This window comes from Flavobacterium erigeronis (assembly GCF_054075165.1).
The window spans coordinates 103,901-129,210 of record NZ_JBSKGP010000008.1 but is presented as its reverse complement, the minus strand read 5'-3'; the positions used below and the strand labels follow the sequence as shown (position 1 = coordinate 129,210).

16 protein-coding genes are annotated in these 25,310 nt (G+C 35.2%); 13 read left to right on the top strand and 3 right to left on the bottom strand.

Going from position 1 to position 25,310, the window contains the following annotated elements; genetic code table 11:
* The first annotated feature begins 201 nt into the window (after positions 1–201).
* A complete protein-coding gene (locus ACWA1F_RS16355) occupies positions 202–999 on the top strand; it encodes an SDR family oxidoreductase (RefSeq protein ID WP_456895115.1) in 798 nt (265 codons plus the stop codon).
* 6 nt (positions 1,000–1,005) lie between these two features.
* Positions 1,006–1,842, top strand: a complete 837-nt coding sequence (locus tag ACWA1F_RS16350) for an amidohydrolase family protein (RefSeq protein ID WP_456895113.1) — start codon at positions 1,006–1,008, stop codon at positions 1,840–1,842.
* Between the two features lie 325 nt (positions 1,843–2,167).
* Here ACWA1F_RS16350 and ACWA1F_RS16345 read toward each other — a convergent pair whose 3' ends face one another.
* Positions 2,168–3,838, bottom strand: a complete 1,671-nt coding sequence (locus tag ACWA1F_RS16345; protein WP_456895111.1) for a glycoside hydrolase family 28 protein — start codon at positions 3,836–3,838, stop codon at positions 2,168–2,170.
* A gap of 563 nt (positions 3,839–4,401) precedes the next feature.
* Between ACWA1F_RS16345 and ACWA1F_RS16340 the strand changes: the two genes are divergently transcribed.
* The 5 genes from ACWA1F_RS16340 to ACWA1F_RS16320 all read left to right on the top strand — a co-directional run bounded on the left by ACWA1F_RS16340 (position 4,402) and on the right by ACWA1F_RS16320 (position 12,529).
* Positions 4,402–6,915 carry an L-rhamnose mutarotase gene (locus ACWA1F_RS16340; protein ID WP_456895109.1) on the top strand — a complete coding sequence of 838 codons (2,514 nt, stop codon included), beginning with the start codon at positions 4,402–4,404 and terminating at the stop codon, positions 6,913–6,915.
* A gap of 153 nt (positions 6,916–7,068) precedes the next feature.
* Entirely contained in the window at positions 7,069–8,133 is a 1,065-nt protein-coding gene (locus ACWA1F_RS16335; protein WP_456895107.1) for a Gfo/Idh/MocA family protein, read from the top strand.
* The gene (locus ACWA1F_RS16330) at positions 8,130–9,710 is read left to right on the top strand and encodes a sodium:solute symporter (RefSeq protein ID WP_456895105.1); all 1,581 of its coding nucleotides are present in this window, start codon (positions 8,130–8,132) and stop codon (positions 9,708–9,710) included. Before ACWA1F_RS16335 ends, ACWA1F_RS16330 begins: the two co-directional genes overlap by 4 nt.
* A gap of 198 nt (positions 9,711–9,908) precedes the next feature.
* A complete protein-coding gene (locus tag ACWA1F_RS16325; protein ID WP_456895103.1) occupies positions 9,909–11,141 on the top strand; it encodes a hypothetical protein in 1,233 nt (410 codons plus the stop codon).
* On the top strand, positions 11,138–12,529 hold the full coding sequence (locus ACWA1F_RS16320) for a hypothetical protein (RefSeq protein ID WP_456895101.1): 1,392 nt from the start codon (positions 11,138–11,140) through the stop codon (positions 12,527–12,529). The genes ACWA1F_RS16325 and ACWA1F_RS16320 overlap by 4 nt, the downstream gene beginning before the upstream one ends.
* A gap of 52 nt (positions 12,530–12,581) precedes the next feature.
* Here the strand turns inward: ACWA1F_RS16320 and ACWA1F_RS16315 are convergent, their stop codons facing one another.
* Positions 12,582–12,788 (bottom strand): helix-turn-helix transcriptional regulator, encoded by a 207-nt coding sequence (locus tag ACWA1F_RS16315; protein ID WP_456895099.1) that lies wholly within the window; start codon positions 12,786–12,788, stop codon positions 12,582–12,584.
* Between the two features lie 163 nt (positions 12,789–12,951).
* Between ACWA1F_RS16315 and ACWA1F_RS16310 the strand changes: the two genes are divergently transcribed.
* Positions 12,952–13,230 (top strand): SymE family type I addiction module toxin, encoded by a 279-nt coding sequence (locus tag ACWA1F_RS16310; protein ID WP_456895097.1) that lies wholly within the window; start codon positions 12,952–12,954, stop codon positions 13,228–13,230.
* A 446-nt stretch (positions 13,231–13,676) separates the two neighbouring features.
* Here ACWA1F_RS16310 and ACWA1F_RS16305 read toward each other — a convergent pair whose 3' ends face one another.
* On the bottom strand, positions 13,677–14,885 hold the full coding sequence (locus tag ACWA1F_RS16305) for an MFS transporter (RefSeq protein WP_456895095.1): 1,209 nt from the start codon (positions 14,883–14,885) through the stop codon (positions 13,677–13,679).
* A gap of 100 nt (positions 14,886–14,985) precedes the next feature.
* Between ACWA1F_RS16305 and ACWA1F_RS16300 the strand changes: the two genes are divergently transcribed.
* The 5 genes from ACWA1F_RS16300 to ACWA1F_RS16280 all read left to right on the top strand — a co-directional run bounded on the left by ACWA1F_RS16300 (position 14,986) and on the right by ACWA1F_RS16280 (position 25,252).
* On the top strand, positions 14,986–15,801 hold the full coding sequence (locus tag ACWA1F_RS16300; RefSeq protein ID WP_456895093.1) for an AraC family transcriptional regulator: 816 nt from the start codon (positions 14,986–14,988) through the stop codon (positions 15,799–15,801).
* A gap of 528 nt (positions 15,802–16,329) precedes the next feature.
* Positions 16,330–18,516, top strand: coding sequence for an alpha-L-rhamnosidase-related protein (locus ACWA1F_RS16295; RefSeq protein ID WP_456895091.1), 2,187 nt, complete (start codon positions 16,330–16,332; stop codon positions 18,514–18,516).
* 148 nt (positions 18,517–18,664) lie between these two features.
* Positions 18,665–20,338 carry a hypothetical protein gene (locus ACWA1F_RS16290; protein WP_456895089.1) on the top strand — a complete coding sequence of 558 codons (1,674 nt, stop codon included), beginning with the start codon at positions 18,665–18,667 and terminating at the stop codon, positions 20,336–20,338.
* A gap of 309 nt (positions 20,339–20,647) precedes the next feature.
* Entirely contained in the window at positions 20,648–21,772 is a 1,125-nt protein-coding gene (locus tag ACWA1F_RS16285; protein WP_456895087.1) for a glycoside hydrolase family protein, read from the top strand.
* Between the two features lie 150 nt (positions 21,773–21,922).
* Positions 21,923–25,252: a glycoside hydrolase family 2 TIM barrel-domain containing protein gene (locus ACWA1F_RS16280; protein ID WP_456895085.1), complete on the top strand. Its 3,330-nt coding sequence runs from the start codon at positions 21,923–21,925 to the stop codon at positions 25,250–25,252.
* Positions 25,253–25,310: the final 58 nt, after the last annotated feature.

Genomic DNA, 25,310 nt, shown 5'->3' with positions numbered 1-25,310 from the left:
CTTTATAAAAGGAAGCTAAAAGAAACTAGTTTCTCACACATAGCTAGTTTTCGTCAATAGTTTGTCATTTCGACGAAGGAGAAATCTCCGCAAGAAACTCTACAAAGATTGGCGAATTTCTTGGTGGAGCAACTCGCGGAGATTTCTCCTTCGTCGAAATGACAAAAATGAGGAAAACTTTAACTTTAAATAACCACAAAAATGAATTTAAACTTAAAAGATAAAATAGTCGTTGTTTCTGGATCAGCTGGAAAAGAAGGCAGTATCGGAGAAACGATTATCAACCGCCTAGCAGACGAAGGCGCGATTCCAGTTTTGGTAGATCGAAATACAAGAGGTTTCGCTTACGCTGAAATACTTCAAAATAGAGGCGTTAATTCGTTATTTGTTCAAACCGATGTGACAGATCCTGTTGCAATGGAAAATGCTGTGAAAGTAATCGCTGCAAAATACGGAAGAATCGATGCTATAATCAATAATGTTGGCGTAAATGACGGTGCGGGATTAGATTCAAGTTATGAGGATTTTATGAATTCTTTGAAGCTGAATGTGGTTAGTTATTTTCTTTTAGCTAAATATTCACTTCCGTATTTAAAAGAATCAAAAGGAAACATTTTAAATATTGGTTCAAAAGTGGCTTTAACGGGGCAGGGTGGCACTTCTGGTTACGCTGCTGCGAAAGGTGGCGTTTTAGGTCTAACAAGAGAATGGGCAGTAGATTTGATTCAGTTTGGAATCCGTTCGAATGCTATTATTATTGCTGAAAGTTATACGCCAGCCTATGAAGACTGGATTAAAACATTGGAAGATGGAGAAAACGTTTTGAAGAAAATCAATAAAAGTATTCCGTTTGAAGGCAGAATGACTAAAACCGAAGAAATTGCAGATACGGCGCTTTTCATTATTTCAGAAAAATCATCGCACACTACAGGACAATTTGTTTTTGTTGATGGAGGTTACGTACATTTAGACCGCGCATTAATTAGCGATGTTAACTAAGAAATTATGAGTAAAAGAATAGATTCACATCAGCATTTTTGGAAGTTTGATCCCGTTCGAGACAGCTGGATTGACGAAACGATGGCTGTAATTCAGAGAGATTTTCTGCCAAATGATCTTTTGACCGAACTTCAGAATAATCAGTTTGAAGGTTGTGTTGCCGTACAAGCAAGTCAATCAGAGGAAGAAACCAATTTTTTATTGGATTTGGCTTCCAAAAATGATTTTATAAAAGGCGTTGTCGGCTGGATCGATTTACGAGCTGAAAATATTCAAGACCGTCTAAGTTTTTATTCGAATTATAAAACCCTGAAAGGTTTCAGACATGTCGTTCAGGGCGAACCAGATGATTTCATGTACGGAACTGAATTCCGTAACGGAATTGCAGCTTTAAAAGCATTCGATTATACTTACGATATATTAATTTTCCATCGTCAATTGCCAGCGGCGATAAGCCTTGTAAAAGATTTTCCGAACCAAAGATTTGTGATCGATCATATTGCAAAACCAGATATCAAATCAGCCGATATTGATTCGTGGAAAAAAGGAATAGAAGAAATTGCAAAATATGATAATGTCTGGTGTAAAATCTCTGGAATGGTCACTGAAGCCGACTGGAAAAACTGGAAACCAGAAGATTTAAAACCTTATCTGGATGTTATTTTTGATAATTTTTCTGTAGACAAATTAATGTACGGTTCAGACTGGCCGGTCTTGAATGTCGCTTCCGATTATAATGAGGTTGTAAAAACATTAGAAGATTATATCTCGAAGTTTTCTGTAGAAGATCAGAATAAGATTTGGTTTGAGAATGCAATTTCATTCTACAATTTAAATGATTAGTAGCTTCGGAGAAGCTAAATATTTATAGCAGGAAATACAGGTTTACAATATAAAGCTCCAGCGGAGCGACATGTTTTTTACAATTATATGTCGCTCCGCTGGAGCTTTTTCCCCATTTTGTTTTATTAATATTCTATAAATATTTTGCTCCGCTGGAGCAATAAATAACTTGCCGAGGTTTCGGGGTATGTTTAAATAAAGATTATCAATAAAAACAAACACGCCAAGTCACAAAGAATAAAAAAACTTTGCGACTAGGCGTCTTTGCGAGAACTATTTAACATCCAGCTAAATTGAACTTAAATAACTTATATGGTTCAAAATTTTAAAACTTAACCGCTTTCTTAGGAACATCTTTTCCAATAGTAGTAGTTTTAGATAAACCACTCAAATCGATATTTTTAGTTGTTGCACCATCAATAGTTATCGCATTCGATGAACCAGGATTAAATTCTACTTTCTTCAAAGAAAGATTTTGAACATTATAAATTTCGAACGCATTTTTACCTTCAATATCCAATTGCGCATTGCTGATTTTAATTCCATTTGCATCAATAATAGAAAAACCTTTTTGAGATTTTGCAATCAGGTTTGAAATCTCAATATTTTCCAAATTCATTTCAGGAAGACCTTGTAAAAATACCGCTTGCTGTGCGCCTTTAATCGTAATATTTTTAATCGAAATATTTTTAAACTGAGGCGTTTCTTCGTTTACAGGAACTAATTTTGTTGTAACTGTATTTCCACCTTCAGCAAGTGTTTCAGCGATCGATTTTCCGCCATAATACAAATCAAACGAAATTGCCTGAGACGGAATATCCGTCATAAAAACATCTGAAATAAAGATATTTTCCACTACACCGCCACGTCCGCGAGTACTTTTGAAACGAAGACCGACGTCAGTTCCCATAAAAGTACAGTTAGAAACATGCAGGTTTTTTACACCGCCCGACATTTCGCTTCCCACCGTTACACCGCCGTGTCCGTGATATACGATATTATTTTTCACAATGATATTTTCGCAAGCAACACCGCGATCACGTCCGTCTTTATCTTTTCCAGATTTAATACAAATTGCATCGTCACCAACATCAAAACTAGAATTTTCAATAATTACGTTTTTGCAGGATTCTACATCCAGTCCGTCACCATTTTGAGAAAACCACGGATTACGAACTGTTACATTTCGAACAATCAAATCCTCAATTAACAACGGATGAAGATTCCACGCAGGAGAATTTTGAAAAACAGGACCATCAAATAGCACTCGTTTACTATTCTGTATACTCACCAAAACCGGACGAAGAAAATCGTGAATCGCTTCAAAATCTTCTTTCGTTTTCAAATCATGACGTACATTTTGATCGGCACCTTTCGCGCCTTTCATATATTGTTCAGAAGGATACCAGCTGTCTTTCTTTTCGTTTAAAACTCCGCCCGAAGCCACAAATTTCTTCCATTGATCTTCTGTCAATTTACTCTTTTTAACCTGTCTCCAAGCTTCTCCAGAACCATCCCAAACTCCATTTCCTGTAAAAGCAACATTTTCTAAATTTTTCCCATAAATAGGAGAGATACAACGCCAAGTATTTAAACCTTCAAAACTCGTTTCTATGATTGGGTATAAAGTTTTGTCTGTAGAAAATTTAATCAAAGCGCCAGTTTGAGCATGCAATTCAATATTACTTTTTAGAATGATTGGACCGGTCAGCCAAATTCCTGGTGGAATAATCAATTTACCGCCTCCTTTTTTCGAAAGTGCTTCAATCGCATCTGCAAAAGCTTTGGTATTCAAAACATAACCGCCGTTCATCGCTCCGAAATCTTTTAGATTTACAACATTAGCAGGAATAACAGGTTCGTTAACTTTCGGCATTTTGAATTCAACATTGGCATAAGTATCGTAAGATGCGTTTTGAGCATTCACATTTTTTGACCCCAGGCAAAGCATAATTGCCATTGCAAGAGAAAAAAGATTTAGTGGGTTGGTTTTCATTGTTAGTAAATTTTTGGTGTTATTTTTATAGATGTGAAAAATTCCTTCTCACATAAATAACAATAGTTAAATGTAATCGATTACACAAATCTATTAAAAAAAGTTTAGAAAATAGAATTGTGGTGAAAGTTTTGAACCATATAAGTCATTTAAGTTCAATTTAAAGTTTTTAATTGTTTTTCTCAGTTCTTAAGTACTGTTTGTCATTTCGACGAAGGAGAAATCTTCGCAAGTAGCTCGACAAGCTGAATCGCCAATCTTTGTAGAGTTTCAAGCGGAGATTTCTCGTTCTTCGAAATGACAAAAAATGAGAATAAGCCTTTGCGTCTTCGCGCCTTTGCGAGACTATTTTAACCACAAACCTTTAAAATAAACTTATATGACTTATATGGTTTAAAAACAACCAAAACAGGAGGGTACAGGATACATATAACTTTATGTTCAAGTAAATTGGACGAATTATTTGGTAAAAGTGTTAAAAATACATTTATTTGTAAATTATATCTACTTAAAATTGACTGCCTAATAATTTTTTACCCAGAAAAAAATCAAAATATTAAATAATGCGTTTGAATTCATTTACTAAAATCCTGACCTTCTGTTTAATCCTCTGCGTTACGTTTTCGATAAATGCGGCCGAAATATGGGTTTCCCCGAAAGGGAATGACAAAAACTCGGGAACAAAAGAAAGTCCGCTGGCAACCGTTCACATGGCGATGCGAAAAGCCAGAGAACTCCGCCGATTAAAAGATCCATCTGTAAAAGACGGGATTAGAATTGTGGTAATGGACGGGACGTATTATTTAAACGAACCTTTATTTGTAAGACCAGAAGATTCTGGAACTGCTGGTAGTCCGACAACAATTGTGGCCGATGCAAATGCAAAACCAATTATTAGCGGTGGAATCGAAATCAAAAACTGGACAAAATCGACTACAGTTATCAACGGACTTAAAAAAGGTGCTGTCTGGGTAGCCGACGCTCCTAAAAAAGCAGGAACTCTACTTGATTACAGACAATTATGGGTTAACGATAAAAAAGCCGTTAGAGCTAAAAATACAGCGGGAACTTCAATGGAACGTATTCTGTCTTGGAATCACGAAGAACAAACCTGCTGGATTCCGTTTAAAGATAAATCGGTAAAGTTTGAACCAGGAATGGAAATGTTTATCGTACAATGGTGGTCGAATGCCAACTTACGTATCAAAAATATCGAAGTGAAGAAAGACAGTGCAAAATTGTCGTTTGAAGAACCAGAAAGCCGTATTCAGAGCGAGCATCCGTGGCCGGCACCGTGGATTTCTAAAAACAACGGAAATTCGGCTTACTTCTTAAACAATGCTTTTTCACTTTTAAACGAGCCTGGAGAATGGTTTTTAGACAAGAAAAATGCTAAAATCTATTATATTCCGAGAGCGGGTGAAGATATTAATTCGGTTAAAGTTACGGTTCCTGTTTTAGAAAGTTTAGTTGAAGTAAAAGGTACGATTGATTCTCCGGTAAGTCATTTTAGATTTAAGGGAATTTCATTTCAATACAGCAACTGGCTTCGTCCTTCACAACAAGGACACGTGCCTTTGCAATGCGGTTTGTATCTTTTAGATGCTTATAAACTGAAACAGCCAGGAACGCCAAATCAGGCGAATTTGGAAAATCAAGCTTGGGTGGGAAGACCTCGTGCAGCTGTCGAAGTAAATTATTCGAATAATATTCAGTTTGAATCCTGCCGTTTTGAGCATTTGGCTTCGACAGGTTTAGATTTAAATAAAGGAACGAATCACAATACGGTAAAAGGGAATTTATTCAAAGACATTGGCGGAAGCGCGATTAATGTTGGCATTTTCTCAGAAGAGCCTTTTGAAGCGCACTTGCCTTTAATCATCAAAGACGAAAGAGAAATGTGTTCGGATGAAGTTATTGCAGATAATTTAATCACCAATGTAACCAATGAAGATTGGGGAACTCTAGGAATTGCGGCAGGTTTTGTGCGAAACCTTACAATTGAACACAATGAGATTTCAGACGTTTCTTATTCTGGAATTTCGATGGGATGGGGCTGGACGCACACGCCAAACGTTATGCAGAACAATAAAATTCTGGCGAATAAAATTCATCATTATGCCAAACATCTTCATGATGTAGCGGGAATTTACACGCTTTCGGCACAGCCTGGAAGCCGAATTGAAGAAAACTATATTGACAAGGTTTACAACAGTCCGTATGCACACGATCCGTTTTTATGGCTATATTTATATACTGATGAAGGTTCTGAAGGTTTTACTATTAAAAACAACTGGATTGCCGAAAAGAAAATCCTGAAAAACCACAACGGTCCAAAAGGGAATATTTGGGAACATAATGATCCTTACGTAAGTTCTAAAATTAAAGAAGCTGCGGGAATTAGAGCACCTTACGCGGCAGCTTTGGAAAAAGAAATTGTAATCGACGAAAAATGGGGATTGCAAGAAATGCCAAAACCGTATGCAATAGAATTAATCGGAAATGATTTCGATATCGAAAAAATCAAATCGACTTTGGTTGGATTTAGAATCGTAGGCCAGGAATTCTACCAATGGAAAAATCATTTGGTGATTTACGGAAAAATGAATCAGCCCGAAAGAACGAAACGAAAACTGGCGGGAGCTTTTCCTTCTTTAGAAATAAAAATCTATGAAGATCTGGTTTACGATTTCCAAAACTTCGAAAGATGTAAAGATTCAAAACCGGCATCTGATTGGGAAAATGTGGTTCTAACTGCTAATCTTCCTGCGGATGAAAAACTGCAGAAAGAATATGTAGACTATCATAAAACGCAATTCGAAAAATGGCCGGAAGTAGCCAAAGGTTTCTGTAATGCTGATTTTCAGCAGTTACAGGTTTTCAAAAAAGACCGACAATTGATCTTGGTAATCAGTATTCCGAAAGGGGAAAATCTGGATAAATTGAATCCGAAAACAACACAAAATAATCCGCGTGTAGACGACTGGAATGCTTTAATGAAAAAATACCAAACCGGAATCGAAGGCGCAAAACCAGACGAAACCTGGATTTTCTTAAACAAAGTAGAAACTAAATAAGAGAAAGATAGCCACGAATTCACGAATTTTCTTTTTAAAATCTTTGCGATTATTTTTTCGAATTAATTCGAATAATAAAAAAGTCAGATTTGAAAAAGAAAATTCGTGAATTCGTGGCGGAAAAAAAACTATCAAAAAACTAAAATAAAACCAATGTTAAAAATAGCCATTCTGGGACTTGGAGAAGGACGAAGCACAATGTCAGCTGCTATCGAAAGTTCAAAACTAGAACTTGTAAAAGTATGCGACCGAAACGAAGAATTGTGCAAACAGCGAGCAAAAGAATTCGATTTTCATTCGTACACCACCAATTACGACGATTTGTTAAATGACGAATCGATTGATATTATTGCGATTTATACACCCGATCACTTACACGCACAGCACGTAAAACAAGCGTTGCTGAACGGAAAACATGTCGTTTGTACTAAACCGTTTATCGATGATCTTTCGGATGCCAAAGAGCTTTTAGAACTAAGCAAATCAACAGGAAAAAAAATTTTTATCGGACAAAGTTCGCGTTTCTTCGAACCAGCAAAACGACAAAGAGCCGATTACGAAGCAGGTTTAATTGGCGATTTAATTACAATCGAAGCTCAATACCACGCTGATCACAGATGGTTTTTAAAGAAAGAATGGTCTTTATTGCAATCTTTTAAATGGCTGTACGGAGGCTTAAGCCATCCTGTAGATTTCATTAGATGGTATCTTCCAAACATTCAAGAAGTAATGGGTTACGGAATGATCAGCAGTAACGGACAATCAGCTGGATTGAAAAATGAAGATACTATGCATTTTATTTTCAAAGCAACCGATGGTAGAATTGCTCGTGTAAGTGGTGTTTATACTTCGCCGACCCAACCTGCGCAACGCGACAGCGGAATGAGTACGATTTTGAGAGCGACAGAAGGCGCAAGTCAGGCGGATTATCATGAATTGCGTTATGCGGTTACCGATAAAACGGGCGAAGAAAAAGTAGTGACTTGGGGCGACAGCACTTTAAAATATTATTTCCGTTTCGAAGGACAGAGCCACCACGGCGGGGAATATCAGAATTATTTAGAATATTTCGTAGACAGTATCGAACAGGATTTTACCGCTTATCCAGATATGGAAGAAGGAATCGGAACCGTGGCTTTACTGCAGGCAATGGATAAAACGTTACAAACAGGAATGCCGGTTAAAATTGCCGATATTCTTAACGAATACGGACTATGAACAGCATCTACGATAAATTAACCACGCTCGATTTTATCATCGTAGCGGTTTATCTGGTAACTTTATTGGTCATTGGATACATTGTAAGCGTAAAACAAAGCAAGAAAAACGAAACGCTTTTTCTGGCGGGAAACTCCTTAAACTGGTACAATATCGGGTTTAATATGTGGGGAACAAATGTTGGGCCTTCGTCATTGCTGGCTTTTGCGAGTATTGGTTACGCAACAGGAATCGTGGCGGGAAATTTCGAATGGTATGCTTTTGTGTTTCTACTGCTTTTAGCGATGGTTTTTGCACCGCGTTATATTGCGAGTAAAGTTAGCACGATGCCGGAATATATGGGAAAACGCTACGGCGACAGCACACAGAACATTCTGGCTTGGTACGCTTTGGTAAAAATCCTCGTAAGCTGGCTTTCTTTAGGATTGTTTAGCGGAGGCGTTTTAGTGCGTCAGATTCTGGGAATTCCGATGTGGCAGAGCGTTACCGTTTTAGTGATTTTCTCTGGAATTTTTACTTTTGCAGGCGGCTTAAAAGCGATTGCAAAAGTCAACGTTTTTCAAATGATTTTATTGATTGTCGTTTCGTTGACGCTTTCCTATTTAGGATTACAGAAAGTAGGCGGAATCGACGTTTTACTTTCCAAAACACCTTCTAATTTTTGGAATTTAGTCCGTCCAGCGGATGATGCTAGTTATCCTTGGCCAGCCATTCTTTTAGGATATCCCGTAGCAGCTGTTGCCTTTTTCTGTACCGATCAATCGATGGTGCAGAGTGTTTTGGGAGCTAAAAACTTAGAACAGGGACAATTGGGGGTAAATTTCATCGGATGGTTGAAAGTAATGGCACTTCCGTTATTTATTCTGCCTGGAATTTTGTGTTATGTTTTATATCCTGAATTGGGCAAAAACTCCGATTTGGCTTATATGACGATGGTTACGAATCTTTTCCCAAGTGGAATGAACGGTTTGGTAATCTGCGTTATGATTGCCGTTTTGGTGGGAACAATTGGATCTTCTCTAAATGCTTTGAGCGCTGTTTTTACCAATGATATTTATGTAAAGAAAATCAATCCAACGGCGACGATACAAGATCAGATTAAAATTGGCCGAATTACGATTGCAGCTGGATGTTTGTTTGCAATTTTAATGGCGGTTGCGATTGATAATATTAAAGGGCAGAATTTGTTCAATATTTTTCAGGCGGTTTTGGGCTTTTTGGCGCCTTCATTGTCTGTGGTATTTTTATTGAGTGTTTTCTGGAAACGCACGACAAAAAAAGCCGTAAACTTTACTTTGTCTTGGGGTTCGGCGTTTAGTTTGTTTGTGGGCGTTTTATACCTGTGGATTTTCCCTGCCGATGAATATCCGGTTTGGCCTCACTTTTTATTGATTTCGTTTTACATTTTTGCTGTTTTAACCGTAACGGCAATCGCTATTTCGTTATTAGACAAAAATCCTGAAACCAATTTTTCTGATGAAACAGATATTCCAAAAACTAGTAAAAAAGTGAAGTTGTTGTTTGGGGTATTAGGACTGACGATTTTAGTTTTGTATTTGGTTTTTAATGGGAATTAAGAAAAATATAATGATATAAAAAAAGCTTTCTGTTGAAGAAAGCTTTTTTTATATCATTATAAAATACTTGCTAATAAAAATCCATTATATTTGAAAAAGTATAATTAAGAAAAATTTTGCAAATTTATTTTTTTGAATGCTCACTTTTTTAATATTAAATTATACAAATAATATGAAAGAATTTAAATTTTGATATAAATGAATGGAATTATATTAGATAAAATTAAAGAAAAAGATAGTACATGTTATCTTTCAAAAATAATCTTGGGCGAATATGTTACAGCTCTATCAGATGGGTATCAGGATTATGAAGTTCAACGAGAAATAGTTAATAATACTTATCTTGATAATCTAGTTGATACTATTTTACATAAAAAACATATTCCTCCGATTGTACTTGTAGTAGATGAAGAAAAATATGTAATTGATAAGGATGTAATAAAAATCAGTGAATTTAAAATTCTAGATGGTTTGCAGAGAACATTTCGTATTAAATTGATATGGGATACCATTCAATATTTTAAAGATCAACTTGATATTTCTGTTGATTTACTTCAAATGAGTAGATTACAATTGTCTAAAAATCATTCGGAAAATTTAAGAAAGATAAATTCTAACTCTAAAATATTAGAATCTATAATTAATTTTTATAAGTTATCGGATGATAAAAAAGAAATTGATAATTGTTTTACAAATTATCAATGGTTTGAAGTTTGGTCTAATTTAACTCCACAAGAAGAAGTAAATAAAATGCTAATTCTTAATGCTGGTCACAAGCCCGTAAAAACACAGCATCAACTTGAAATCTTATTTTTAAATCTTATTCCAATTCTTAAGAAAGCTAATCTAGATAGATTTGAACTTGTTAGGGAAAAAGATGCTAATTCAACAATTTTTAGTAAAAATAGGAAAATAGGACAGTTTCATTTTTCGCATTTGATAACAGGAATTTTATCCCTTAATGCGGGTAAACCAATAACAGCAAATGTTAATTTAGTTCATAAGGCTCAGTCAACAGATTTTGAAATTGATGATTATGAAAAATATTTTAATTTTTCTTTTTTACACAGATTCATTTTTGAGCTTTTAGAATTTGATGATTCATTAACAAAAACATATGGAGCAGAAGGAATTAAATGGCTAGGTCGCGAAGTTTCAATTGTGGGAGTTTTTGCAGCCTTAGGAAGATATGCGCTTATTAATTCCAAATCTCCGATGGAAATTCTTGATGTTTTTAAACTTAAGCTTATTCAAAATTCAGGAGCTTTAAATTTATCAGAATTTGAACAAGTGAGAAATAACCTTGACTTAAGCAAAGTGAATATTGGAACTGTAAATAAGAATGCTATTTATTATGGTATTTACGAGCTTTTGGATGATAGAACAAAATCTCTAGATTGGCCAGTCTATTTTAAAACTACGAAGGTATGAGAAAAATAGATGTTATGTATAACAATTTGTTGGAGCTTTTAACTGTAATAACATATGAGAATGATGCTTTTACAATTTATCACGATTCAAAAACTAGTGTGCAACAAGATGAATTAATCGAAATCGCTGATTCTATTATAAGTGAAAAAACTGAAATTAATAAAGCGAAAATGAGAGTAGAATTTTATACTGATTTTACATCATTATTACAAAGTTTAGATGATTTTAAACAATCGTTTGATGATTTTCCAGATTTTAGAAAAAATGAAATCTACGGAATTATTTCAATCTTACAAAAATTGACTTCAGAATATGGTGGTACAACAATAGACTTGACTGAAAATATTAATGAAGCAGATTTTGGATTACTTGGATTAACTCATCCTATTAGTAAGAAAAATTTCTTTGTTTTTGATAATATTAATGTAAATCATTCTCTTATACTTTTTAGCCTTACGGATAAACAAGATTTTAAAAATTTTATTGATGCAATTAGTTCAGGCGCTCAAATTTTATTTTATTTGTTAGCAAAAATTGGAGAAACAGATCAACCTTTAAATCTTTCAAAATATGTTTTTGTAGATGCAACATTTATATCAAAACCTAAAACCGTTTGGGCTACATTATGTCTCCATATTGTAAAAGCGGGTGAAACAATACATCAAAGTAATGAATACAATTTACCACCAAATTTTTCCCCTCTTTCAAATATTACACTTGGAAATACATATCAACAATTTGAAGATTCGATTGATATAATAAGTGAATATAATTACCAAAAAGATGTTTTAGATAAATATTTACGAATATATCATGTCTTTGAGAATTTTATGTATAAAGCGCCCTTAGTAAATCTAGAACTACAAGCTAATGGAGATGTTTTTTCTGTCCGTGATTTTAAAAGGATGTATGACAAAATTAATGATTCTGAATTGTCAATGTTAAAAAAACTGTTTGAAGGAATTCTAAACCTTAATCATTCAACAGGTTTAAATTACACGACTAAAATTCTTTCTGATTGGACAACAATAATACCAACTCACTTTGTAGATGATGTAAATTTAAATATTTTATTGAAAAAATTAAATGTAGTAACAACTAAAGGTGTGGATATTACCCATAATTATGTAACCAATCAAACTATTTCTTATTTTTTACCTAAATTAATTTATTGTGTAAGAAATTCGATAGTTCACAATAGAGAAACAGAATTTCATTTAACTCATTTAAATTTAATTAGCCATCCAATTTTTGCTGATACAGCTAGAACTTTATTAGAAAAATTTCTAATTCCAACTTTAGAAGAAATCGTTTTTTCGTTGATTACAGTTCAAAACAATATTGTTTGGTATAATAATTCAAAACTAACTCTTTGGAAAGAATTATAAAGTACGATTTTAGTTGATAAAAAAAGATGCATAAAGTTATGTGTCTTTTTTTTTATTTCGTAGAAACCAACAACTCCCGAATATCAACTTTCAAATATTTAGCAATTTCATAAAGCGTCTCAATTGAAGGCTGAGCTTCATTTGTACACCAACGCGAAACAGTCGATACAGTTTTCCCCAAATGATTGGCTAAATCTTTACTTTTCCTATTGTTTTCAATTAAAACAATTTTTATTCTATTTAACTTAAGTTTCGACACAATGTTAATTTATTGCTATTTCATGCAAATATCTTATAATTTAAATATAAGAAAAAGAATATTTTAAATATTCAAAATTGCCATAAAACAACAATTTATAGTCGTAAAAATATTATTTATATTAAAATTCCTACTATATTTGCTTTTTGAAATAAATAATAAAATGAAACAATCAGCAAAAAGACGATTAAAAATTCAGCCAAAATATATGGCAAGATCATATCGTCAATATGTAATATTCCCAGAAATTCGTCTGTGCGGAAAATGGCTTCAGGAAATCGGTTTTAATTGCGGGAATTTCGTAACGGTTGAACATCAGCAAAATAAAATTATTATTACAACCAATAATGAAATTGAAACTATTGGAGGATTAAAAGCTTTAACATTAAAAGAAGAAAAAGCTTTAAATAATTTCGTTAAAGGAAAAAAGTCAGCTAAATAGAATAATTATTACAATCAATAATGAATTCAAGCCAAATAAAATCAGCTATTCAAACATAGCCCAAGGTTTCAACCTTGGGAAACGTATCGTTGAAGATTTGCATTCCACTTCCGTGATTTCAATGCTATAAAAATTATTGTTATGTATTTGGATTGTGTTTCCACGATTTCAATAATAGCAAAAATTATTGTTGTGGATTTTTATTGCGCTCCCACGATTGAAATCGTGGGCTATGTTGTGAAAAAAATATATGAATTGCCTCCAGTTTTAACTGGAGGAATATAGCAAGAATAAAAAAAGGCTTTAGCCAAACTATTTACAATTTGGCTAAAGCCTCATACTATCTTAAATAAAAACCTCCAGCTAAAGCTGGAGGCAATTGACATTAAATAAAAAAACTTTGCGACTTCGCTCCCGATAGTTATCGGGATTGCGAGATTAAAAAATTAAGCCTTTTTACGACCTTCAATATTAGGCAAGAATCCAGTAATTATACCAATCAAAGGCAAAAATGCACAAATTTTAAATACATATTCGATACTCGTTGCATCGGCGATTTTACCTAGAATGGCAGAACCCAATCCTCCCATTCCGAAAGCAAATCCGAAGAAAAGACCGGCTACAAGACCCACTTTACCTGGAAGTAATTCTGTCGCGTAAACCAAAATCGCAGAGAAAGCAGAAGAAAGAATCAATCCGATGATTACAGAAAGAGTTCCAACCCAGAATAAAGAAACGTAAGGCAGCATTAATGTAAACGGCGCAACACCCAAAATAGAAACCCAGATTACGTATTTTCTTCCGAAACGGTCACCAATTGGCCCTCCGATTAAAGTTCCTGCTGCAACGGCACCAGAAAACAAGAATAAATATACTTGCGACTGCTGAATCGAGATATGGAATTTATCAATCAAAAAGAAAGTGTAATAACTCGTAATACTGCTCATGTAGAAGTATTTAGAGAAAATTAGAACCAATAAAATAGCTAAAGATGCAATGACACGGTTTTTAGACAAATGATGCGTTTCGATTTTATGTGCTGATTTGTTAGCCATTCTTTCAGAAAGGTGTTCAGTGTACCAAATCGCAATTTTATACAAAGCAAAAATTCCGACCAAAGCAATTATACAAAACCAAGCCACATAAGATTGTCCGTGTGGAATAATGATAAATGCAGCTAATAACGGTCCGATGGCGCTTCCGGCATTTCCTCCCAATTGGAAAATAGACTGTGCCAATCCTTTTTTTCCGCCCGATGCTAAATGTGCCACGCGAGAAGATTCAGGATGAAAAATAGAAGACCCGATTCCGATTAAACTTACTGATAATAAAAGAAATACAAAACTTGTTGAAATTGAAACCAGAAATAATCCGACCATTGTAAAACACATTCCGATAATTAGCGAATACGGTTTAGAATTTTTATCGGTATACATTCCCACAAACGGCTGAAGGATTGAAGCAACCATTTGATAAGTAAGTGTGATGATTCCGATTTGAGTAAAACTCAAACCAAAATTATCTTTAATGAGCGGATAAATTGAAGGAACTACAGCTTGTAAAAGATCATTAATTAAATGCGAAAAGCTGATTATAAATAAGATTGAATACGTGGTTTTTTTAATGACTTCTGGTTGTACTTTAACGGTTTCCATGAGTTATTTTTAGATTAATATTTGTTTGGAAAATAATAGTGGCACTAATTTTTTACAAAATTGAAATAAATAATAATGTCAAAATTGCTATATTTGGACAATGAATAATCAGATTCGGACATTTAGGGTAGCGCAAGATTACGGATTCCAAATAGATCCGTCAATTCCTGTTTTAGGATACACAGAAACAGTGAATTATGAAACTTGTATTTCGCATGCTCATCCACGCGGGCAGTTGATATACGCAACTCGCGGTGTAATGAATGTTGTCGTAGGCAATAATATTTGGGTGGTGAATCCGTTGCAAGGTTTGTGGATTCCGGGTGGAGTAGAACATCAGGTTACGTTTCAGAAAGACGTAAATTATTACAGCGTTTTTATTGATCCGTCGGTTACTAAAGGATTGCCAATCAATAGTTTTTCTTTTGATATTCCGATGTTTCTGAAACAATTGGTTTTTAAAATCATCACTTTTGGAACAGAAGGAAAACTTGAAGATTCTCAAAGAAGAGTGATAGATGTTTTTCTTGATGAATTGGCTTTAATTGTACCAAGTGCGACATTTCTTCCAACAACAAACGACGAAAGACTTCAAAAAGTAGTTGAACTTTTAATGAATGACGTCGCAAGCAAACAAACCATAGATTATTATGCTGAACTCTCTTTTATGAGCACGAGAACTTTATCTCGTTTGTTTATCAAAGAATTAGGAATGAATTTCAGCGATTGGCGTACTCGTTTGAAGTTGCTTGAAGCCATTAAAAGATTGGGCGAAAAACAATCCATTAAAGAAATTGCACTCAATTTAGGCTACGAAACTCCAAGTGCCTTTATTTTTATGTTCAAAAAACATCTAGGAAAAACACCTTCTAATTATATTTTGGAAGATGAAAACGAGGATAAAATTTCTGCATAATATGGGACGCGGATGACACGGATTCGCTATCGCGAAGACGCTGATTGACGCGGATTTTTCCTTTTATTACTCTACAATAGCTTTGTCAAAGTTTTAAACTTTGACAAAGCTTGCTGCATTGAGATAAAATTTTGGTTTTAATTTTTAAACACATAGATACATAGATTTTATTTGCTTTATGAAATAGAAAATATTTAAAATGACTAGTCATTAACACATAGTCCCGAAGCTTCGGGATGCATTAAAATAAGTGAAACGCCTTTTTAGACATAGATAAGTCTATGATTCTATGTGTTTAAAAAAATAAAAAAATCCGTTTTTATCCGTGCTTTCGCGAAAGCGAATCCGTTTCATCCGTGTACCTCATAAAAATCGCAACATCATTTTTTTTAATACTAAAAAAGTGATAACTCGTAATTTTTCCCTTAAAAAATTATCAAAGATTACTGTTTTTTATGAAATAACAGGATAGTGCAGGTTGTGAAATGTGATAATAACACTTATCTTTAGTCCCAAAATAAACTTACTATGCTAAACCGCCCTTCCATTTTTAAGATTATATTTCTTTTTGCCGTTCTTTTTTCTTGTTCGCTAGTATTGGCGCAGGAAAAACAAAAAAAAGCGACATGGATCTGGTATCCAGGTGATTTTGAAGTTTGGTTGAGCAATAAAATGCAGGTAAGACGTACAGAACGTGAAGCAGTTTTTCCTCCGCTTTGGCAATATTATAGTCCTTATGCTTTGGTCACTTTTCAGACAGAAGTAGATATTCCAAAACCAGACGAAGTAAAAATCTTTTCAGAAGGACCTTTTCAATTACTTTTAGATGGCGTTCAAATTTATGGACAGCCAAAATCAATAACAGTTCCACCTGGAAAACATAAAATTTCATTTAAAGTTTACAATCAAGAAGTATTGCCTGCAATCTATATTGAAGGTAACTATGTTAAATCTGATGCTTCATGGAAAGTGACCAACGAAGACAAGCTTTGGATTGACGAAGCTGGAAAAGCACAGCAATCTGGTACGCCTTGGGTTCCTGTTGGTTCTTGGAATTTTGATTCTCCAAAAACTAAACCTTCTGAATTTAAGTTGACAACCAAACCTTTATTCGCAAAAAAAACAGAGAAAAATGGAAATGGTGATTTGGTAGATTTTGGAAAAGAAACTTTCGGTTACATCAAAATTCACGGCTTAAAAGGCAAAGGAAAAGTAGCGCTTTATTATGGAGAATCTCGCGAAGAAGCCTTAGATACTGCCAAATGCGAAACCTTAGATCATTTATCTTTTGACGGAAAACAACCAGAAACTTACACGCACGACGGATCGAAAGCTTTCCGCTATGTTCAAGTACAGGCAGATGCAGGCGTAAAATACGATTCAATTTCGATGCTTTACGAATATCTGCCATTAGATTATCGAGGTGCATTCAAATCTTCAGACGAACAATTGAATAAAATTTGGGATGTGTCGGCTTACACGATGCATTTAACTTCACGCGAATTTTTTATAGACGGAATCAAACGTGACCGTTGGGTTTGGTCTGGTGATGCGTATCAAAGTTATTTAATGAATTATTATTTGTTCTTTGATTCAGCTTCGGTGGAAAGAACGATGGTGGCGCTTCGTGGAAAAGACCCTGTAACGGCGCACGTAAATATTATAATGGATTATTCGCTGTATTGGTTTGTAGGAGTTTACGATTACTACTTGCATACAGGCGATACGAAATTCATTAAAACTTTTTATCCAAGAATGAAATCGCTGATGGATTTCTGTTTAGAAAGAAGAAATAAAAACGGTTTCCTCGAACCATTAGAAGGCGACTGGGTTTTCATTGATTGGGCAGACGGACTACCAAAAACAGGTGAAGTGAGTTTTGAACAAATGCTTTTGGCAAGAAGTTTAGAAGCGATGGCGGTCAGTGCTAAAATTGCAAATGAGAATGAAGATCAAAAACAGTATGAAAAATTATCAGCTGATTTGAAAGCAAAATTATTTGATGTGTTTTGGGATAAAAAAGAAAACGTCATGAAACACCAGCGTATCGACGGAAAAATGCAAAATATTGTAACCCGATATGCGAATATGTTCGGTATTTTCTTCAATTATTTTACTGAGGAACAAAAACAGAGTGTAAAAAATAAAGTGTTGCTGAATAAAGATGTTCTTCAAATCACAACCCCATATATGCGTTTTTACGAGTTGGAAGCTTTGTGCGCTATGGACGAACAGGATTATGTTTTAAAAGAAATGAAAGACTATTGGGGAGGCATGTTGAATGAAGGCGCGACATCTTTCTGGGAAGAATACAATCCGAAGAAAAAAGGAGCAGAGCACTTAACGATGTATGGACGTCCTTATGGAAAAAGCCTTTGCCACGCTTGGGGAGCTAGTCCGATTTACTTATTAGGAAAATATTATTTAGGTGTAAAGCCAACCGCTCCAGGATATTCAGAATATGAAATCAAACCAAATTTGGGAGGTTTACAATGGATGGAAGGAAAAGTCCCAACACCAAACGGAGAAGTTGCCGTGTATTGCAGTACTAAAGAAATTAAGATAAAAGCAGGCGAAGGTGAAGGAAAATTAGTTTTTAAAAGTGCCAGCAAACCCAAAACAAACTCAGGAACGATTACAGAATTGGCAAAGAATAAATATCAGTTGATTGTAAAACCGAATGTAGAGTATAAGGTGAGTTATAAAGCACTGTAGTCCTTAGTCCCTAGTTATTAGTCCTTAGTTTTAACGTCCAGTTTGTCATTGCGAGGAACGAAGCAACCTCGCTAATAATTACACAAAGTACTTTTGCAAATGTGATTGCTTCGTTCCTCGCAATGACAATCAAAAAAATAAAAAACCAATGTTTTCAAAAAATACAAAATACAATTTCAATCTAAAAACCGCTTTCCTAGCGCTGTTTTTCCTATGCGTACAAGCCAACGCTCAAACAGCATGGAAACCAGCTTCATTCGAAATTGTAAAATCCAATTACAAAACGTTCAAAACGGCTCAATATGCACATGTATTTTCAGGAAGTAAACATAATATTGTTCGTTTAGCCCCGGAATTACAAGATTTAAAAGGAATCGAACTTCCTTTAGATAAATATAAAAATGGTACAAATGCTCCTTTGCAATTAAAATTTAAAGAAGCTGTAACGGTTTTAGTTGGTGTTTTTCAAGAGAAAAATGCAGAATATCTTCAATCGGAAAATATTAAAAATAGCAAGTTAATTTTAGAAAACGGAGTAACGATTACAGGTTTACCTCCAGTAAATATTTATGCTGTTTCTTATTCAAAAGGAACTCAAACCATCAATTTTGGAAAAGGTTTATTCGCCATTTTGGGAGTTGTAAAAGCTTCTGATAAATTAGAACCAAGAGACGCCAAACTTCCAGATGGAAAATTGTGGAACCCGACTTTTATTGTTGAAGGATTTTCAGATGAAAAACCACTTTTTGAAGTTATAGGCGGAGAAAACAAACCCGTTATCGACGAAGGAATGTCTGGAACAGAAGATATTCAGGGAGGTTTCGAAGGCGGACGCGTGGTGAAAGTCGGCGATATCTATCATATGTTTCCAACGGAAAGAGCAGGAGAAAAAGGTGTTGATTACTATTATGATAGAGTAAAAACCAAAATCGGACATTGGACCAGTAAAGATGCGATTCATTGGAAAAGAGAATCGACAATTTACCAAGCAAGTGGAACATATGCCGTTACCGAAGATGATAACCCAATGAATGATCGTCGTGCAGCTATTTGGTCTTATATGCCAGTTTTTAACGAAAAGGCAAACAAATGGTACGGCTATTATTTGGCGTATACAGTTAGTAAAGAAATAGAACCAAACCATTCTTTCGGAAGAATCTGGCGTTGTGAATCAATGGTAGAAGGCATCAACGGAATCGGTGGCCCTTATAAAGATATGGGAATTATCATGGAACCAGGATTGGATTCTCAGCCTTGGGAAGGACGCCAGGGAGTTGCATCCTTTTTTCCGTACCAAGTGGGTGACAAATATTTCGGATTTTACAGTGGAGCATATCCGTTTAATTCATGGGCAGATTATCCAAAGAAATCAGGAAAAGGCTGGTTTGTGGCTTTAGCCGAATCAAAAAGTTTAGAAGGGCCTTGGTTACGAATGAACAAAGGTTTGGAACCAATTAAAACCATGCATCCGCTTTTTGTTGAAAATCCAATTGTGAGTCAGTTACCAAATGGAATGTACATCGCGATTTTCGACGGAGGTCCAGACGGTTGGGGACACCATTTGCCAAATATGATTGCGTATTCATTATCCGCAGACGGTGTAAATTGGGCAGAAGCGCATTATCTCCCAATTGAAACCAAAGTAGATAAATGGTGGGATATTATGAGAACACCGCTTTGCTTAATCCCTGAAGGAAATGACGTTTATACTATCGTTTACAATGCCATCGATTTAAAAAGAAGATTTCATCCAACAGGAATGGTAAAAGTAAAACTGAACAAAGATGTAATGGAGTCTAAATTGAAAGAATTAAAAAAATAATTTAGCACAAATAGAACGCGGATTAAACGGATTTACTTCGTAAAAACGCTGATTTACACAGATTTTATTTTAATGAATATGAGGATAGTTTAAAATTCCCGCAGATTTTGCAGATCAAGCAGATAAAAAATCAGCTAAATCTGCAAAATCTGCGAGAGAAGAATAAAAAAAACTTTGTGCCTTAGCGACTTTGCGAGAGCTAAAAATAAAGCTTAGAATTAATCTCGCAAAGACACAAAGTAGCAAAGAAAAAATAAACTTAGAGTCTTAGTGCCTTCGTGGCAAAAGCAAACAAAACATAACCAAAAAATGAAAATTAAGTATCTAATCCTAACCATTTCAACACTTGTCCTAACAAGCTGTGCAACCAAATACAAGAAGCGTGAAATTACCGACAGCGTAATGCAGGAAATTTACGAAGAAGTAAAAACACCTTATAAGTACGGTTTGGTAATGGTGCCAACAGACAACTCTTATAAAATGGATTGTCCAAGTGTTTTCAGAAAAGATGGCAAGTGGTACATGACGTATTTAATTTACGACGGAAGAGGCTATGAAACCTGGTTGGCTGAAAGTGATAATCTTTTAGATTGGAAACATTTAGGAAAAGTAATGTCTTTTTCAGAAAATGAAAAACACTGGGATGTCAACCAAAAAGCAGGGTATATTTCGTTGCAAGATATGACCTGGGGCGGAAGCTACGAATGGGAAAAATACGATGATAAATACTGGATGAGTTATTTTGGTGGAGACAGCAAAGGCTACGAAGCAGGCGTTTTGTCAATCGGAATGGCGTATACAAAAGAAGCGCCGACAAAACCGCATGAATTTCAAAGATTAGAAAATCCGGTTTTAACACCAAAAGATAAAGATGCCAAATGGTGGGATAATAGTACGATGTACAAAAACAGCGTGATTCGTGATAAAGATAAAGTAACGGGACATAATTTTATCATGTATTATAATGCCCGAGGCGATAGTATAAATCCCGCTAAAGGCGCTGAGCGTATTGCAATGGCAGTATCAAACGATATGAAAACTTGGAAGCGTTATGGCAATAAACCTTTAATTAATCATCATAAAGGAATTTCGGGAGATTCTTACATTCAGCGTATTAATGATACTTGGGTGATGTTTTATTTTGGAGCTTTCTGGACGGGTTGGAATCAAGGTGCCTTTAATCGTTTTGCCGTTTCCAATGATTTAGTAAACTGGACAGACTGGAAAGGCGACGATTTAGTTAAATCTTCTGAACCTTATGATGATATGTTCGCTCATAAATCTTTTGTGGTAAAACATGATGGCGTAGTGTTTCATTTTTACTGCGCGGTTAACAAAGCAGAACAAAGAGGTATTGCAATCGCGACTTCGAAGGATTTAGGAAAAAGCAAATTGAATTTTGTAGCGCCGCCGGAGAAAAAGAAAAAGAATTAAGTATTTAGAATTAAGTATTAAGACACAGTTTTGTCATTTCGACCGAAGGGAGAAATCACACTCGTAACCACAAAGATTGTCGATTATAGTGGTGGAATTCCTAGTGCGATTCCTCGTTCCTCGGAATGACAAAAAACTAAAAATAAAATAATGTTTCAACCAATTCAAAATAATCACTTTTCAAGGTTTCGATTTTCGATACCAAAATCAGTATTCACATTTTTCATTTTACTTTTAACATTTTACACTAATGGACAATCCGTAACAGGAGAACCCGCAGGCGTACCAGAACTGAATAAAAAATACGAATTTGCTCCTTGGGAAGACCCAAAAATTACAAGCATCAACAGACAGCCATCCAGAGCAACTGCTTATTCGTACACAAGTGTCGAAGACGCTTTAAAAGGTGACAGAACCAAAAGCCGAATGCAAATGCTGACTGGTGATTGGGATTTTAAATATGCTGTAAATTTAAAAGAAGCTTCCAAAGATTTTTACCTAAGCAAAGTTTCTGGTTGGGATAAAATTGAAGTGCCTTCCAACTGGGAAATGAAAGGGTATGATAACCCGATTTACAAAAGTGCTGTTTATCCGTTTCGACCAATAAATCCGCCTTTTATTCCGAAAGATTACAATGGAGTAGGTTCGTACCAAAGAAGTTTTACCGTTCCAGAAAACTGGAAAGATATGACCGTGACTTTGCATTTTGGAGCCGTAAGTTCAGGTTTTGAAGTGTGGCTAAACGGAGAATTTTTAGGTTATGGAGAAGACAGTTTTCTGCCTTCAGAATTTGATATTAGCCCTTATTTAAAAGCAGGAGAAAATGTAGTCTCAGTTCGCGTAATTCGTTGGACAGATGGTTCTTATTTAGAAGATCAGGATCATTGGCGTATGAGCGGAATCCAGCGTGAAGTTTTCATTATGGCTGAACCAAAATTGCGTATTCAGGATTTCTTTGTTCAGACGAAATTAGATAAACAATATACTGATGCTATATTTAAACTGCGTCCGAAAGTAGAGAATCTGACTGGAGAAAGAGTTCAAGCTAAAGATTATACAATGAATGTTCAGTTGTATGATGCGAATAATGCACCAATGTTCAAAGAACCGCTTCAAAGACCTGTACTCGATTTAATCAATGAAAGTTATCCTCGTCTGGATAATGTTCGTTTTGGATTCTTCCAAGAAAACATCAAAAATCCGAAAAAATGGAGTTCAGAAGAACCGAATTTATACACAATGGTGATTTCTATAAAAGATAAAAACGGAAATGTTACCGATGCTAAAAGCTGTAAAGTTGGTTTCCGTTCGATTGAATTCTCGAAAGAAAACGGAAAAATGCTCATTAATGGAAAAGAAACCTATGTGTATGGCGTAAACCGTCATGATCATCATCCGACAAGAGGAAAAGCAGTTACGAGAGAAGACATCAAGCAAGATATAACTACAATTAAAAAGTTTAATTTCAACTTTATACGTACGAGTCATTACCCAAACGATCCTTATTTTTACGAATTATGTGATCAATACGGAATTATGGTGATGGACGAAGCCAACCAAGAAACACACGGAATCGGAGGTAAATTAGCTAACGACCCACTTTGGACAAACGCTTACATGGAGCGTATGATCAGAATGGTTGAACGTGATAAAAACCATCCGTCTGTGGTCATGTGGAGTTTGGGTAATGAAGGCGGAAAAGGTCCAAATCATGCTGCAATGTCGGGTTGGGTTCACGATTTTGACATGACTCGTCCGGTGCATTATGAACCAGCACAGGGGAATGCAAAATTAGACGGCTATATTGATCCGCTTGATCCGAGATATCCGAAAACAATTGATCACGCGTATCGTTTTGAAAATCCACAGGATGATTCGTATGTGGATATGGTCAGCCGTTTTTATCCAGGTGTTTTCACTCCGAAATTTTTGGTTGATCAAAAGAAAGATACACGTCCGATTATTTTCGTTGAATATTCTCATGCGATGGGGAATTCAGTTGGTAATTTAAAAGAATTATGGGATGAATTCCGTTCGCTTCCGAGAGTTATCGGAGGTTGTATTTGGGAATTTAAAGATCAGGGAATCGTGAAATTTGATTCAAGATCAGGACAAAATTATTTTGCACACGGAGGTGATTTTGGCGAAAAATACCACGACGGAAATTTTAATACCAAAGGAATTGTAGATTCTAACGGAAAACCAAAAGGTTCTCTTTTTGAAAATAAATGGGTCTATCAGCCAGCGATTTCGACTTTAAATGGAAATCAGTTAGAAATTAAAAATCGCAGTGCGGTTAAATCTTTAGAAAGTTATATTCCGGTTTTAAAAATTTTAGAAAACGGAAACGTTATTAAAACTCAGATTTTAAAACCATTTAAAGTTGAAGCAGGACAATCGACGACTTTAAATATTAGTTCATATCTGCCAAAGATGAAAGCCGATGCCGAATATATTTTAAATATAGAATTCCAGCTTTCAGCAGATGAACTTTGGGCTTCTAAAGGTTACGCTGTCGCGGAAGATCAATTCGTGATTCAGAAGAGAAGCGAAGTTAATCCAGCTGCTAAAGGAACAGTAAATGTTTCGGAATCAGATTCGGATTATTCTATTAAAGGAAAATCATTTGATATTAAAATCAATAAAACAAATGGAGCTTTAAGTTCGTATATTTTTAACGGAGAAGAACAAGTTTTTGCACCTTTGATGCCTAACTTCGTAAGACCGCTTACAGACAACGACAAACGCGGATGGAAATCGCAAAAACTGTTGAAACAATGGTACAAAGCAAAACCAAAATTGATGAATGTGAAAATCGATAAATCGGCTTCTGAGATTAAAATAATAAGCGATTATGAAATTATAAAAGATAGCGCAAGCGTAAATGTTGTTTACAATATCAGTCCAGATGGCGTAATAAAAGTAGATTACAGTTTAAAAGCTTCAGATAAATTGCCAAATATTCCAAAAATCGGAATGCAGATGGGCGTTCAAAGAAAATTCGATCAGATTTCGTGGTACGGAAAAGGAGAATTGGAAAATTACAGCGACAGAAGTTTCGGTTCATTTGTCGGGAAATATTCACTGCCAATTAATGATTTTATCGAACATTATCCAAAACCACAGGAAAACGGGAATCGTTGTGATGTAAGATGGATGGCATTATCAACTCCACAGAAAAATCAAGGTTTTGTAGTGGTCAATGACAATAAGCTTTTGAGCATGAGTGCGTGGCCTTATACACAAGAAAACCTAAGTGCTTCAGGTCATACGTACGATTTAAAAGACCCAGGATTCTTGACGCTAAACATCGATTTAATCCAAATGGGAGTAGGAGGAAACGACAGTTGGACGATTGTAGCACAGCCAATTGAACAATATCAAATCAAATCAGGAAATTATCAATATAGTTTTTATTTAACGCCTTTCAGCGGTTCGAAGAATCAGTTGGAGAGTAGTTTGAAGAAGTTTAAGTATTAATGCGGTCATTGCGAGGAACGAAGCAATCACACTTAGTTGCTCTCGGTATGAGATTGCT

Bases quoted from the DNA above. Each gene is read 5' to 3' on its own strand.
- ACWA1F_RS16345 (WP_456895111.1), bottom strand. From the start codon at position 3,838: ATGAAAACCAACCCACTAAATCTTTTTTCTCTTGCAATGGCAATTATG.
- ACWA1F_RS16335 (WP_456895107.1), top strand. From the start codon at position 7,069: ATGTTAAAAATAGCCATTCTGGGACTTGGAGAAGGACGAAGCACAATG.
- ACWA1F_RS16325 (WP_456895103.1), top strand. From the start codon at position 9,909: ATGAATGGAATTATATTAGATAAAATTAAAGAAAAAGATAGTACATGT.
- ACWA1F_RS16330 (WP_456895105.1), top strand. From the start codon at position 8,130: ATGAACAGCATCTACGATAAATTAACCACGCTCGATTTTATCATCGTA.
- ACWA1F_RS16350 (WP_456895113.1), top strand. From the start codon at position 1,006: ATGAGTAAAAGAATAGATTCACATCAGCATTTTTGGAAGTTTGATCCC.
- ACWA1F_RS16355 (WP_456895115.1), top strand. From the start codon at position 202: ATGAATTTAAACTTAAAAGATAAAATAGTCGTTGTTTCTGGATCAGCT.
- ACWA1F_RS16280 (WP_456895085.1), top strand. From the start codon at position 21,923: ATGTTTCAACCAATTCAAAATAATCACTTTTCAAGGTTTCGATTTTCG.
- ACWA1F_RS16300 (WP_456895093.1), top strand. From the start codon at position 14,986: ATGAATAATCAGATTCGGACATTTAGGGTAGCGCAAGATTACGGATTC.
- ACWA1F_RS16305 (WP_456895095.1), bottom strand. From the start codon at position 14,885: ATGGAAACCGTTAAAGTACAACCAGAAGTCATTAAAAAAACCACGTAT.
- ACWA1F_RS16295 (WP_456895091.1), top strand. From the start codon at position 16,330: ATGCTAAACCGCCCTTCCATTTTTAAGATTATATTTCTTTTTGCCGTT.
- ACWA1F_RS16285 (WP_456895087.1), top strand. From the start codon at position 20,648: ATGAAAATTAAGTATCTAATCCTAACCATTTCAACACTTGTCCTAACA.
- ACWA1F_RS16290 (WP_456895089.1), top strand. From the start codon at position 18,665: ATGTTTTCAAAAAATACAAAATACAATTTCAATCTAAAAACCGCTTTC.
- ACWA1F_RS16320 (WP_456895101.1), top strand. From the start codon at position 11,138: ATGAGAAAAATAGATGTTATGTATAACAATTTGTTGGAGCTTTTAACT.
- ACWA1F_RS16340 (WP_456895109.1), top strand. From the start codon at position 4,402: ATGCGTTTGAATTCATTTACTAAAATCCTGACCTTCTGTTTAATCCTC.
- ACWA1F_RS16310 (WP_456895097.1), top strand. From the start codon at position 12,952: ATGAAACAATCAGCAAAAAGACGATTAAAAATTCAGCCAAAATATATG.